The organism is Aeromicrobium sp. JP4 (assembly GCF_054957925.1).
On record NZ_CM143290.1, the window covers coordinates 1,388,180 to 1,400,885 of the forward strand.

The 12,706-nt window shown below is 71.2% G+C and carries 11 protein-coding genes; 1 reads left to right on the forward strand and 10 read right to left on the reverse strand.

Features of this window, described 5'->3' with window-relative positions:
* Positions 1 to 7: 7 nt before the first annotated feature.
* Genes ACY1JX_RS06855 through ACY1JX_RS06880 form a run of 6 tightly spaced genes read right to left on the reverse strand, consistent with a single transcriptional unit; the run spans position 8 to position 8,891 of the window.
* Positions 8 to 1,237, reverse strand: a complete 1,230-nt coding sequence (locus tag ACY1JX_RS06855) for a lipase family protein (RefSeq protein WP_286929311.1) — start codon at positions 1,235 to 1,237, stop codon at positions 8 to 10.
* A 4-nt stretch (positions 1,238 to 1,241) separates the two neighbouring features.
* Positions 1,242 to 2,306, reverse strand: coding sequence for a glycosyltransferase family 2 protein (locus ACY1JX_RS06860; RefSeq protein WP_462565661.1), 1,065 nt, complete (start codon positions 2,304 to 2,306; stop codon positions 1,242 to 1,244).
* The gene (locus ACY1JX_RS06865; protein ID WP_462565662.1) at positions 2,303 to 3,418 is read right to left on the reverse strand and encodes a DegT/DnrJ/EryC1/StrS family aminotransferase; all 1,116 of its coding nucleotides are present in this window, start codon (positions 3,416 to 3,418) and stop codon (positions 2,303 to 2,305) included. Before ACY1JX_RS06865 ends, ACY1JX_RS06860 begins: the two co-directional genes overlap by 4 nt.
* The gene (locus tag ACY1JX_RS06870; RefSeq protein WP_462565663.1) at positions 3,415 to 3,879 is read right to left on the reverse strand and encodes an acyltransferase; all 465 of its coding nucleotides are present in this window, start codon (positions 3,877 to 3,879) and stop codon (positions 3,415 to 3,417) included. The genes ACY1JX_RS06865 and ACY1JX_RS06870 overlap by 4 nt, the downstream gene beginning before the upstream one ends.
* A complete protein-coding gene (locus tag ACY1JX_RS06875) occupies positions 3,876 to 4,922 on the reverse strand; it encodes a hypothetical protein (protein ID WP_462565664.1) in 1,047 nt (348 codons plus the stop codon). The genes ACY1JX_RS06870 and ACY1JX_RS06875 overlap by 4 nt, the downstream gene beginning before the upstream one ends.
* Positions 4,923 to 4,925: 3 nt before the next feature.
* Positions 4,926 to 8,891 carry a beta-xylosidase family glycoside hydrolase gene (locus tag ACY1JX_RS06880; RefSeq protein WP_462565665.1) on the reverse strand — a complete coding sequence of 1,322 codons (3,966 nt, stop codon included), beginning with the start codon at positions 8,889 to 8,891 and terminating at the stop codon, positions 4,926 to 4,928.
* Positions 8,892 to 9,237: 346 nt separating this feature from the next.
* Here ACY1JX_RS06880 and ACY1JX_RS06885 point away from each other — a divergent pair, with 346 nt between their 5' ends.
* Positions 9,238 to 9,990: a hypothetical protein gene (locus ACY1JX_RS06885; protein WP_462565666.1), complete on the forward strand. Its 753-nt coding sequence runs from the start codon at positions 9,238 to 9,240 to the stop codon at positions 9,988 to 9,990.
* Positions 9,991 to 10,000: 10 nt separating this feature from the next.
* Here ACY1JX_RS06885 and pth read toward each other — a convergent pair whose 3' ends face one another.
* The 4 genes from pth to ACY1JX_RS06905 form a co-directional block, all read right to left on the reverse strand.
* On the reverse strand, positions 10,001 to 10,567 hold the full coding sequence (gene pth, locus ACY1JX_RS06890; protein WP_462565667.1) for an aminoacyl-tRNA hydrolase: 567 nt from the start codon (positions 10,565 to 10,567) through the stop codon (positions 10,001 to 10,003).
* Entirely contained in the window at positions 10,567 to 11,217 is a 651-nt protein-coding gene (locus tag ACY1JX_RS06895) for a 50S ribosomal protein L25/general stress protein Ctc (protein WP_181754723.1), read from the reverse strand. Before ACY1JX_RS06895 ends, pth begins: the two co-directional genes overlap by 1 nt.
* Positions 11,218 to 11,388: 171 nt before the next feature.
* Complete coding sequence (locus ACY1JX_RS06900; protein WP_462565668.1) at positions 11,389 to 11,757, reverse strand: hypothetical protein; 369 nt, start codon at positions 11,755 to 11,757, stop codon at positions 11,389 to 11,391.
* A 7-nt stretch (positions 11,758 to 11,764) separates the two neighbouring features.
* Positions 11,765 to 12,703 carry a ribose-phosphate diphosphokinase gene (locus ACY1JX_RS06905; protein WP_181756193.1) on the reverse strand — a complete coding sequence of 313 codons (939 nt, stop codon included), beginning with the start codon at positions 12,701 to 12,703 and terminating at the stop codon, positions 11,765 to 11,767.
* Positions 12,704 to 12,706 lie beyond the last annotated feature (3 nt).

Consider the following 12,706-nt stretch of genomic DNA (forward strand, 5'->3'; position numbering starts at 1 on the left):
GCCGAGCCTACCCGCGGCCGGCCGTGCGCCGGACGCATTCGGCAGGACCGGGGGTCCCGCCGAAGCGGGCCTCGGTCCAGGCGAACAGGTCGGGGAACAGTGGCGAGTCCTCCAGCACGAGACCGAGGTGGTCACGGCCCTCGACCGTGACGTACTCCAGGACCTGGCCGCGCGCGCACGCCCGCGTGGCGAACTCGGCCTGCCGCTCGGGCAGCACCACGGTGTCGGTCGCGCCCTGGGCCATCAGCAGCGGCGCCTCGACCGGAAGCTCGGGCTCGTTCTCGGCCAGCCGCTTGCCCATCGCACCGCTGGCGAAGTACTGGTCGAACAGCGCGCCGTCCTGGAACGACATGACCTCCGTCGCCAGTTCGGAGTAGGCCTGCGGGTCGGGGAGGCACTCGGCGGCGACCTCGCGCCCGAAGGACTCGCCCTCCTCGGTCGCGTAGTCGCTCCAGCGCACGTCGTCGTAGGCCGCGTCGTAGGAGGCCATCGTGTAGGCCGCGAAGATCCGGTCCTGCGCCGGCAGCCGGTCGAACGTCTCCTTCAGGAAGGTGGCCGGCGCGAGGGCGGCGACTCCGGCCAGCTCTGCGTCGGGGGCGTAGGCCGGCTGGAGCCCGCCGGCCCACAGCGCCGCGTGACCGCCCTGGGAGAAGCCCCACACCACCGTCTCGGGTGCCGTGTCGAGGTCGTCGAGGTCGCGCGCCGCCTGCGCCGCGTCGAGCAGGGCCCGGCCGGCGCCCTCGCCGATCAGGTACGGCTGGTCGCCGTCGTCACCCACGCCGGGGAAGTCGGGCGAGACCAGCACCCAGCCCCGGTCGATCACCTCGTCGGCCACGTACATCGAGCCGGCGGCCATGGGGTCGGGCTGGAGGCTGGGCGAGCACGCCCGCGCGAAGCCGGACGTGCCGTGACCCCAGGCGACGACCGGCAGGTCGGTGAGGGACGTGTCCGCGGGCGCGTACACGCCGGCCGTCGCCTCGATCGTGGTGCCCTCGCGGTCGGTGGTCGTGTAGAGGATGCGCCAGGCGCGGCTGCCCTCGGGCGCTCCCTCGGCGACGGGCGTCGCCTCCAGGAGCTCGCCGGGCTCCTGCGGCAGCGGCGCGGTCGACCGTTGACCGTCGCCGGGGTCGCCCCGGGTGGCCAGGACGGCCACCGCCACGACCGCGACGAGCACGACCGTGAGCGCGATGGCCACGAGGACCACCGGACGCGACAGCCGCGACCGCAGGGAGCTCATCGTCCTACCCGAAGTAGCGGTAGCGGTGCCAGCGCTGCCACCGGGACTTGAGGGCGGCCGTCCGGGCCGCCGCCCGGGCGTGCGCCGGCAGGCCCTCGGCGGGGCGGCCGTCGCGCAGGGCCTCGAGATCCGACCACTGGGCCCGGCCGACGACCTCGGGGTCGATCCGGCGGGCGGTGTCGAAGGCCTCGTCGAACGCCTCGTCCGTCAGAGGCGACTCCGCGCCGAGAAGCAGTGCGGTCAGCAGGACCTCGTCGGCCAGCCGCCGGCGCACGTGCGGGTGCAGGCGCTCGGCGCTGGCGCGGTTCGGCCACGAGGAGAGGAAGCGGTCGTACGCGCGCCAGCGCTCCCACGCGTCGCGCGCGAGGCCGACCTGCATCGACATGCTGCTCGGGTGGCGCCGGTAGTAGGCCTGGTCGACGCCGTTCACGTGGCCGACGTCGGCGACCGCGGCGATCTTGAGCCACATCAGCGCGTCGTGCGTGAACGGCAGGTCCTCGTCGTACGGACCGACCTCGTGCTGGACCGAGGTGCGCACGACGGCCTCGGGCGAGGCGATGTTGCTCCACGACCGGCGCAGCTGCATGCGGATCCAGTCGTCGCCGTCCCACGTGGTCCAGGTGACCGCCGGCCGCGTGGGCCGCGGCACCGGGTCGGTGAGGAACTTCTGCGTCTTGCCGTAGACCAGCCCGATGCTGGGGTGCGTCTCCATCAGCGCCGTGGCCCGGCCCAGCGCACCGGGCGCCAGCTGGTCGTCCGACGAGATCAGGACGACGTAGTCGGAGTCGGCCTGCGAGACGCCCTTGTTGAAGGTGGGGACGGCGCCCAGGTTCTGCTCGTTGCGGATGAGCCGCACGTTCGGGTGCTGCTCGGTCAGCCGCTCCGCGACCTCGGCGGAGTCGTCGGTGGACTTGTCGTCGAGGATCGTGACGGTGGTGGTGACCCCCGGCTGGCGCACGATCGCCTCGACGGCGCCGGGCAGGTAGTGGCCGTAGTTGTAGCAGGGCACGACGACCTCGACGTGGGGCAGTCGCCCGACCGTGGGCCGGCTCGGCCAGCGCACCTTCATGCGGCGCCCTCCCCCACGATGCGGGCGAGGGCGTCGACGACGCGGTCCTGGTCGGTGGCGCTCAGGTGCGGGTGCATGGGCAGCGACAGTATCCGGCCCGCGGCCTCCTCGGCGACCGGGAAGCTGCCCGGCCCGTAGCCGAGGTGCGCGTACGCATCGGTGAGGTGCACGGGCGTCGGGTAGTGGATGGCCGCCCCGATGCCCTCCTCGTGCAGGCGCGCGAGCACGCGGTCGCGGTCGTCGACCTGCACGACGTAGAGGTGCCATACGTCCTCGTTCCCCGGCCGCGTGCGCGGGGTGCGGACGCCGGGGACGTCGGCGAGAAGCTCGGTGTACCGCTGGGCGCTGGCGCGGCGGGCGTCGTTCCAGCGCTCCAGGCGGCGCAGCTTCGCGCTCAGGACGATCGCGTGCACGGCGTCGAGGCGCGAGTTGATGCCGACTCGGTCGTGCACGTACTTGACCGTGCTGCCGTGGTTGGCGGTGCTGCGCACCACCTCGGCCAGCACCGGATCGCGGGTGAGGACCGCGCCGGCGTCGCCGGCCGCGCCCAGGTTCTTGCCCGGGTAGAAGCTCGTGGACGACGCGTCGCCGAGTGCGCCGGCGGTGCCGGCCGCCGAGCGGGCGCCCTGGGCCTGGGCGGTGTCCTCCACGATGAAGATGCCCCGGTCCTGCACCACGGTCCGCACCAGCTCGACGGGCGCGGTCTGGCCGAACAGGTGGACGGGGACGACCGCGTGGGTGCGGTCCGTGATCACGGGGACCACGGCGGCCGGGTCGATGAGCAGGTGGTCGGGGTCCACGTCGACGAGGACGGGCACCGCTCCGATCCGGGCGACCGCGCCCGCGGTGGCCACGAACGTGTTCGCCGGGAGCACGACCTCGTCCTGGGCCACGACGCCCACGGCGCGCAGCGCCAGCTCGATCGCGTCGGTGCCGTTGGCGACGGCGATGCAGTGCTCGACGCCCACGTAGGCGGCGTACTCACGCTCGAACGCCTCGACGTGGGGTCCGCCGACGAAGTCCGCGGACGCGAAGACCTCCTGCCACAGCGGCAGCACCTCGTCGGCGATCTCGGCCTGCTGGGCGGCGAGATCGAGGAAGGGGACGGTCATGCGGGCTCCGGCTTCTCGAGGACACGGTTGGTACCCACCACGATGGTGCCTGCCGCGACGTCGCGCGAGACCACGGCGCCGGAGCCGATCACGGCGTCGTCGCCGATCGTGACCCCGGGCAGGATCGTGGCGTTGGAGCCGATCGACACGCGGTCGCCCACGACCGGCGGCTCGCAGGTCCAGTCGGACGCACCGGCCTTCGGGTAGCGGGAGTTGGCGGTCATCACCCCGTGCCCGATGAACACGTCATCGCCGATCCGCATCCCCTCGCAGACCAGGGTGTGGGACTGGATGCGCACGTTCGTGCCGCAGACGACGTCGTTCTGGACCTCGACGAACGGGCCCACGAAGCACCGGTCGCCGAACGTGGCCCGGTAGACGTTGACGCAGTCGGCCACGACGCAGCCGTCGCCGAACGTGGAGTCGCGGATGCCGATCGACAGCCGCCGTGGCTCGCTCACCGCATCTCTCGCAAGATGGCGTCGGAGGCCTCGAAGACGGCGTCGATCTTGCCGCAGAGCACCGAGAAGAGCCGGTCGTGGTGACGGACCTCGGTGACCCGGGAGTCGCCCATGTCGGTGGCGAGCTTGGTCTTCGCGGTGACCCACAGCTCCTTCTGGTCGTGCTCCACGTGGAGGTACTCCCCCACGTCCTGCGCGATCTTCGCCGCGACGTGCTCGCGCTCGGCGATCTCGTGACGGTGGGGGTAGTCGGCCATCAGCTCGGCGTGGGTGTCGTAGCGCCGCATCGGCGTGTAGGCCACCGAGGAGAGGGTGTGCAGGCCGTCGTACGCCGGGTAGACCGAGACGTAGTCGCCGTCCATGATCGTGACCGCCATGCTCGAGTGCAACGAGGTCTTGGCCAGCACGAGGGCCGCCAGCTCCCACTTGATCCGGAAGTGCTTGTCGGCCGGCAGGCCCATGTTCGGGTCGGTGTAGCTGGCGTTGATGACGTAGTCGAACGGACCGAACTCGCGCGTGCCGCTGCGGATCGTGCCGGCCGCGGCGTCCACCTCGTCGACGGGCGTGTCCACGTGCAGGACGCCGTCGAACCTGCGGACGAGGCGCTCACGCAGGGCCTTCACGTCGATCGACTTCTCCAGGACCTTGATGAGCAGCCCGTAGTCGTCGGGGCGGCGCAGCAGCTCTCCGGTGATTGGCAGCACCTCGTACTTGAGGTGGAACGAGCTCATCACGGCGAGGTACTCCTCGACCGAGACCAGACCGTCGTGGTGCACGGCGTAGAGGTTCTCGTCGACGTCGCTGAGGAACTCGGAGTACTCGGCGGTGAAGCGGTCGAAGCCCATGATCGACTGGTAGATCGTGTAGCCCGACCGGGGGTAGTGGAACCCCATGTGCAGCCGGCACTGGTTGGTCGTGCCGGCGCCGATCAGCGGCGTGGGCTCACGCTCGAAGATCTCGACCCGGACGTCGCCGAAGCGCCGTTCGATCTGCTGGGCGATGTGGAAGCCGAAGAAGCCGCCCCCGATGATTCCGACGCGCATGGATCAGCTCGCACTCCGGCCGACGACGACCCGCTCGAACCGCGCCACGGGCGCGCCCGTGACGGCTCCGCCTGCGTTGAGTCCGATGCGCACGTTCGTCAGCGTACGGGTGACGCGACCGACTTCGCTCCAGTTTGAGCCACCATCGGCCGAGAAGGCCGCGGTGATCACCTGGGTGGCCGGATCACGGGTGAACCGCAGTCTCAGGGACGTGGCGGTGGTGGGCACGCGCTGCACGATCGGACTGGCTGCGCGCTCGTCGATCAGGGCCACGCTGTGCCCGCCGGCACCGGAGTTGTAGGCGCGGGTCAGCTCGATGTAGTTGTCGTCGTCGACGTAGAGCACGATGCCGCCGTGCTGGTAGTTCGCCGTCGGCGCGTAGGCCATCGTCGCGGTGACGCTGGTCCAGGTGCTGGGCAGGTCGCGGAACACCGTGTTCGTGGTGTTGTTCATCGCCTGCCACAGGTCGCCCGGGCCGGTCGCCAGACCGAGCCCGTTCGCCGCGTAGGTCGGGGCGAGCGTCGCGCTCTCGGTGCTGCGCGCCGCGCCGGCCGCCGTACGGGCGGCGAAGTCCCAGCCCGCTGCCAGCAGTGCCGTGCGCGAGGTCTGGTCGAGCACGTGCGTGTCCGTCGTCTCGGTCGGGACCGTCGGGGTCGGGGTCGGCGTCGGCGTCGGCGTCGGCGTCGGCGACGGGGTGGTCGGCGTCGGCGACGGCGCGGGCTCGGTCGGAGCCACCGTCGTGGGCACCTGCACCGTGGCCTCGCGGAACGTCGCGGTGACCTGCGCACCCGTGGCGCCGCCGGAGTTCAGCGCCAGTCGCGGCGCCGTGAACCCGCGGGTCACCGTGCTGACCGTGCGCCACGTGGCGCCCGCGTCGGTGGAGAACGACGACACGACCTGGTTCGTCGCCGCGTTGCGCTCGAAGCGCAGCACCAGGTCGGTCGCCGTCACGCCCGCGACGGCCTGTGCCACCGGGGTGCCCGCGGTCTCGTTGATCGCCATCACGATCTGCCCGCCCGCGGTGGAGTGGTACGACCGCGCGAGCTCGAGGTAGTTGTCGTCGTTGTCGTACAGCGCGATGCCGGCGTGCTGGTAGTTCGCACTCGGGGCGTGGGTGAGCCGGACGCGTACCGAGCTCCAGTTGCTCGGCAGGTCGCGCAGGACCGTGTTGTCGGAGTTGTTCGACGTCGACCACAGATCACCGGAGGTGGTCGGCAGGCCCAGCCCCTGGGCCGAGTACGTCGCCGTACTGCCCGACGTGCGCTCGGTGTCGCGGGCCAGGCCGGCGCCGGTGCGGCCCCGGAAGTCCCAGCCGTCGGCCACGAGGGCGGCGCGGTTCGGGTAGCCCAGCGAGAACGTGCCCGCGCTCGGCGCCGGAGGCGTCGGGGTGGGCGTCGTGGGCGTGGGCTCGGTCGTCGGCACCGTCGTCGGCACCGTGGTCGGCGTCGTCGTCGGCGTCGTCGTCGGCTCGGTCGTCGGCACCGTGGTGGGCGTCGTGGTCGGCTGCGTCGTGGGCGTCGTCGTCGGTTCGGTCGACTCGCCCGCCGAGGCGACGACGACCTCGTCGTAGACGGCCGTCGGCTGCGACGTGGACTGCGCGTCGGCACCGGTCAGCAGGACGAGGCGCGAGAACGCCCGGGTCGACGTGACCGTCCCGGCGGGGGTCCAGGTGGTTCCGCCGTTCGTCGACATCGCCGCCGTGATGGTGTTGCCCGAGCGGGTCAGGCGCAGCCGCAGGCTCGTCGCGGTCGAGGTCTGGGCCAGGACGATCTGGGCGTTGCCCGCGACCTCGTTGACCAGCGAGACCCGCTGGCCGACGTTGAAGCTGCGCGTCAGGAGCACGTAGTTGTCGTCGTCGTCGTAGACGCCGATGCCGGCGGACTGGTAGTTCCGCGTCGGGGCGAAGGACGGGACGTTCAGCTCGACGCGGTTCCAGCCGGTCGGCAGGTCGCGCAGCAGCGAGTTGCGCGAGTTGTTCATCGACGACCAGATGTCGCCGGTGTCCACGGGCATCCGCAGCCCGGCGGCCGAGTAGGCCACGACGGAGCCGCTCGTGCGCTCGGTGTCGCGCACCGCGCCTGCGGCGGTCCTCGCCCGGAAGTCCCAGCCGTCGGCCAGCAGCGCCTGGCGGTCGGGATAGGTCAGCGCGTACCTCGCCTCGCCGCGCGGCGTGACCTTGAGCGTCACGGGGATCGTGACCGGACTGCCGGCGGCACCCGCGGCGTGGACCTTGATCGAGCCCGTGTGCGATCCGGCGGCGAGCGTGCCGGGCGTGGCCCGCACGGTGAACGAGCCGTTGCCCGTGCCGGATGCCGGGGACACCGAGAGCCAGGACTCGCCCGAGAGGACCTCGGCGGTCCACTGCAGGGTGCCCTCGCCGGCGTTGCGGACGCCGAGCGCCTTCTCGACGGCGGCGCCGCCCTCGGCGGCCGTGAGGGTCAGCGGCGCGTCGTCGGCGTCGAGGATCGCGGGAACCGTCTCGGACTTGAGCACCTTCACCGACTGCTTGTCGGTGGTGACCGCCGAGGAGAAGTACAGCGTCGACGTGCCCCCGTCGGTGCGGATGCGGAACGGCACCGCGGCACCGGCGACACGAACGCCCGAGACGTGCGGCACGCCCGTGACGTCGACCGTGAAGGTCAGCTTGTCGCGGGACTTCACGAACGCCTCGGCATCGCGCTGCGGCACCTCGGGCAGGCCCAGGCGCCGGATCGTGAAGTCGAGCGCGTCCTCGCCCTCGACGACGTCGTCGATCACCGTGCGGTTGCGCTGGTGGATGTACTTCACGACGGTGCCGATGGGCGCGCTCCACACGTCCTTCGTCGCCGCGTAGGTGATCGCGCCGTCGTCATTCGTCGCCGCGTGCAGTACGAGATTGGCCCACTTGCCCTCACTCTGCGCTCGGTCGACGATCGCCTTCAGGTCGGCCGGTGGCACTGGCGTGTGCTCGTGGGAGTTGAAGCTCTTCATGTCCATGAAGTCGGTCGGTGTGGTGTCCTCCATTGCGTTCCAGTTGTAGCCGCGTGCCGAGAGGAAGTAGTCGGCGGCGATGACGCCGTACTCGGTGTTCCGGAGGCCACACGGCCACACGAGGCTAGAGACCTCGTCGGCCGAGCCGGTCGCCTGGGCGACGGCGCTGATGCTGCCGGTCATGTGCGAGATCAGGCTCGTGCGGCTGACCAGCGTGCACAGGTGGTAGAGCAGGTGCGAGCCGAGCTCCATCCCGTCGGCGTACATCTGGGGGTAGTCCGCGGGCGGCGTGCTGCCGTTCATCACGAACGTGCCCGTGATGCCGGCCGCCTTGAGCTCGGGGTAGCCCGAGGAGAAGCTGTCGTCGGTCGACGCGCTGAACGCGCCGCGGTGGCCGTCCTTCCACGTCGAGATGCCGACGGGGCCTGACGGGTTGACCACGACGCGCACGTCGACGCTCTGGCTCTGGTCGACCCCGGCCACGTCGTCACGGACCGTGACCCGGGCGGAGTGCACGCCCACCGGCAGGTCGTCGCAGTCGGCCGTGACCGTGAACTGGGCCGGGCTGGCTCCGGACGTGGCCGACAGGGTGATCCACGGCGCGTCGGCCGAGGCGACCCACGGCAGGTTGTCACCGCTCCACGTGACGACGGAGACGGTCTGGGCACCGTCGCACTGCACGGCGTGGCGGGTGCCGAAGGCGAGCTGGGACGGCGACGTGTCGAGCACGGAGCGGCTGTAGTCCGGGACGGCCGACGCGGAGGCGGACGGGGTCGGCGCGCTCGTGGGCGCCGCCGTCGGCGCCGGCGTCGGGGCGGGGGTCGGGGCCGTGGTGGGAGCCGCCGAGGTCGGCGTGCTGGTGGGCGCGGAGGTCGGTGCCGAGGTGGACGCCGTGCCCTCCGTCTCCGCCGCGGCGGGGCCCTGGAGCGCCGCCGTCAGGACGACCAGCGCGGCTGCGATGGCAGCCGTGCGTCGCCCGGGAGGGTTGAGATGGAGCATCGTGCCGTCCTTCACCGATGGCCTCTGCAACTCCCGCCCTGTGCGACGCATGAGACCCGAATCTTCATCGTTGCCACGCGGCGCGCCGTGAACGTGACCTACCGCGAGCACCCCCGTGACTGGGAGCCTAACGACTGGAACGACTGCGTTTTGGCCGCTTGGACAATGTTGTGACCAGTGCGACGGATGTGGTTCGAAACCTTGTTCCCGGCGAACCGACCTTGCTGCCCATGAGCGCTCCTCGGCCGGCGGTGATACGCCTTCGGAACGCTGCTTTACCACGAGTAACAATGCGTATCTGGCATATCAGTGGTCACGCGAGTCACATGTGCCCCATACTTCAGAGGTGAACACCAAGACGTGGGCGCTGGGATCGCTCGTGGCGACGATCGCGACCACCGTGCTGGTGGCCGGTGCGATCACGTCCGCCAGAGCCAGCTCCCCGGCCCCGCGCACCGTCACCGCCGCGGCGGCGGTGCCGAAGGGCAAGGTCAAGATCACCAACCCGACCCAGCGCGTCGTGGGCTGGTCGGGATCGGTCCGCGTCACCCCGCTGGTGAAGAAGGGGTCGGGCGTGAAGGTCGTCTCCAAGCGGATCACCGTCTACCGCTCCGGCAAGCTGCGCCAGGCGAATCGCCGGGCCGTGACCCTGCGCCCCGGCACCTACCGCCTCGTCGTCAAGGTGAAGTCGAAGGCCAGGGGCCGCACCAGCACCACCCGCCGCTCCCTGCGGCTCGTCGTGCGGCAGAACGCCTGCGCGACCTCACCCGACGTGCGCGCCCTCAAGGTCGACGCGGCGTACTCCCCCTCCGTGCGGGGCACCTCGCTGGCGCAGGCCCAGCGGCTCATGCGATCGCCGGGCGTCCTCGAGCGGGTCGACGTGTCGCAGGTGCTCCAGCACTCGGCGCGCCTGTCCGAGCTGTACGCCGGCGACCCGAACGTGATGGCCCAGGCGAACGCCGAGCTCGCGCCGCTGCGCCGCCTCGCGGCGAAGGGCGTGCGCTCGATCCAGGAGCGCGAGTTCGCGGCCTGCGGTGTCGCGACGCGCTACGTCGGCGTCTTCGCCGAGGGCGAGCTCGTCCAGCTCAAGCGCCTCTGACGCTCCGCGCTCAGGAGTTGAAGGCGCTCTGCGTCTTCTCCAGGCCCACCGAGATCAGGCTCTCGACCGCGTCGGCGGCCTCCTGCGTGACGATGTCGGCCTCGGTGCGCTCGGCCTTGGCGAACGGCTTCAGCACGAAGTCGTGCACCGGCTGCTGGCCCGGCGGGCGGCCGATCCCGAACCGCACGCGCAGGAAGTCGCCCGTGCCGATCGACTGGCGGATCGACTTGAGGCCGTTGTGCCCGTTGTCGCCGCCGCCGGACTTGCAGCGCAGCGAGCCGAGCGGCAGGTCGAGCTCGTCGTGGATGACGATGAGGCGCTCGGGCGTGACGTCGTAGTACTTCATCAGCGACGAGACGGCACCGCCGCTCTCGTTCATGTAGGCGCGTGACCGGCCCAGGACCGTGCGCTCGCCGGCGAGCAGTCCGGAGACGATGTCGGCGCGGGCCGCCTTCAGAGACGAGAACCGGCCGCCCATGCGGGCGGCCAGCTCATCGGTCACGTGATACCCGACGTTGTGCCGGGTGGCGGCATAGGACGGGCCGGGGTTGCCCAGCCCGATGACCAGCCAGGTCATCAGCCCTCGGAGGACTCCGGCTCGGGCGCGCCCTCGGTGGGCGTCTCGGGCTGGTCGTGCTCGATGCCGGCGTCGGCCTCGGCGCTCTCGAGCTCGGCGTCGACCTCGGCCGCGGTGGGCGCGTGGGTCAGGTTGAGGATCAGCAGGTCCTCCTCGACCGCGAGGGACGCGCCCTCGGGCAGGGCGAGGTCGGAGGCGAGCACCTGGGCGCCGACCTCGAGGCCGGCGACGGGCACCTCGATGTCGGTGGGGATGTGCGTGGCCTCGACCTCGAGGGAGACGGTGGTGTTCTCGGTGACGAGCAGCACGCCCGGCTCGGGCTCGCCGACGACGGTGATCGCGACGTCGACGGTGACCTTCTCGCCCTTCTTGACGATCAGCAGGTCGACGTGCTCGATGAAGCCCTTGAGCGGGTCGCGCTGGACCTGCTTCGGGATGGCCAGGTGGTTGTCCGAGCCCAGGTCGATCGCGAGCAGCGCGTTGGCGGTCTTGAGCGCCAGCATGGTGTCGTGGCCGGGCAGCGTGACGTGGATGGGGTCGGAGCCGTGTCCGTAGAGGACGGCGGGAACCTTGTTCTCGCGACGGATGCGGCGGGCGGCACCCTTGCCGAACTCGGTGCGCTGCTCGGCGGAAAGCTTGATCTCGGCCACGGGGATTCTCTCCTTGGGAGGGGGTTCAGTCTGAAGTCTTTGGTCTCGGCGCTCGACACAGCACTCCTGTGGAGCGCCCTGTCGATCACGGTCAGGTGGACCCTCGCCGAGGCAACCCCACGAGTCTAACGCACCCTCGAGCCGGAGCCGAAATCGGCTGCGGACCCGGGATCAGGCCCAGCGGCGGGTCAGCACGAGATGCGTGGCCAGCGCCATCAGGGCGGAGACGGCCAGCGCGAGGACGCCGAGCGACTGCACGGTGAGCGCTCCGCTGAGCAGCACGACTGCGGAGGCGATCATGATCGCGCCGGCGACGGGATCGCGGACGCGTCCCTGCAGCCAGCCGGCGGCCAGCCGGGCGAGCACCACGATGAAGGCGGCGGCGACGAACAGCGCGACGGCCAGCACCACCAGCGGCAGCAGCAGGGACTCGCCGAGACCGCTGCCCACGAGCGCCAGCAGCAGCGTGGCGAGGACGCCGATCGCGGCGTAGAGCAGGCCCAGCTGCGCGGCGGCGCGCAGCACCTGTCCCGTGGTCACGGCGTCCTCACTCCGAGAACAGGCTGGTGACCGAACCGTCCTCGAACACGGCCGAGACGGCCTGCGCGAGCAGCGGCGCGATCGACAGGACGGTGAGCTTGTCGAAGCGGTGCTCGTCGGCGAGCGGCAGCGTGTTGGTGACGATGACCTCAGTGGCGACGGAGTTCTTGAGCTTGTCGATCGCCTCGCCCGAGAACACGGCGTGCGTGGCCGCGATGACGACCTCGGCCGCCCCGTCATTCATGAGCGCCTCGGCGGCCTGGCAGATCGTGCCGCCGGTGTCGATGAGGTCGTCGACCAGGATGCACGTGCGGCCGGCGACCTCGCCCACGACGCGGTTGGCCTTGGTGACGTTCGCCTTGGAGACGTCGCGGGTCTTGTGGATGAAGGCCAGCGGCGCGTTGTCGAACTGGCGCGCCCACTGCTCGGCCACCTTGATGCGACCGGCGTCCGGCGACACGACGGCGAGCGGCTTCTTGCCGTAGCGCTTGCGGACCTGACGGGTCAGGATCGGCATGGCCAGCAGGTGGTCGACCGGGCCGTCGAAGAAGCCCTGGATCTGCGCCGTGTGCAGGTCGACCGTCATGAGGCGGTCGGCGCCGGCGGCCAGGAAGAGGTCGGCCATGAGGCGCGCGCTGATCGGCTCGCGGCCCAGGTGCTTCTTGTCCTGGCGGGCGTAGCCGTAGAACGGCAGCACCACGGTGATGCGCTTGGCCGACGCGCGCTTGAGCGCGTCGATCATGATGAGCTGCTCCATGATCGACTCGTTGATCGGCGCCGCGTGGCTCTGGATCACGAAGGCGTCGCAGCCGCGGACCGACTCCTCGAAGCGGACGTAGATCTCGCCGTTCGCGAAGTCGTAGGCCGTGGTCGGAACGCAGTCGACCTCGAGCAGCTCGGCGACCTCCTTCGCCAGCGTGGGGTGCGCGCGGCCCGAGAACAACATGAG

Excerpts from the sequence above, each read along its gene's own strand:
- ACY1JX_RS06865 (WP_462565662.1), bottom strand. The coding sequence starts at position 3,418 with ATGACCGTCCCCTTCCTCGATCTCGCCGCCCAGCAGGCCGAGATCGCC.
- ACY1JX_RS06880 (WP_462565665.1), bottom strand. The coding sequence starts at position 8,891 with ATGCTCCATCTCAACCCTCCCGGGCGACGCACGGCTGCCATCGCAGCC.
- ACY1JX_RS06875 (WP_462565664.1), bottom strand. The coding sequence starts at position 4,922 with ATGCGCGTCGGAATCATCGGGGGCGGCTTCTTCGGCTTCCACATCGCC.
- pth (WP_462565667.1), bottom strand. The coding sequence starts at position 10,567 with ATGACCTGGCTGGTCATCGGGCTGGGCAACCCCGGCCCGTCCTATGCC.
- ACY1JX_RS06860 (WP_462565661.1), bottom strand. The coding sequence starts at position 2,306 with ATGAAGGTGCGCTGGCCGAGCCGGCCCACGGTCGGGCGACTGCCCCAC.
- ACY1JX_RS06905 (WP_181756193.1), bottom strand. The coding sequence starts at position 12,703 with ATGTTGTTCTCGGGCCGCGCGCACCCCACGCTGGCGAAGGAGGTCGCC.
- ACY1JX_RS06855 (WP_286929311.1), bottom strand. The coding sequence starts at position 1,237 with ATGAGCTCCCTGCGGTCGCGGCTGTCGCGTCCGGTGGTCCTCGTGGCC.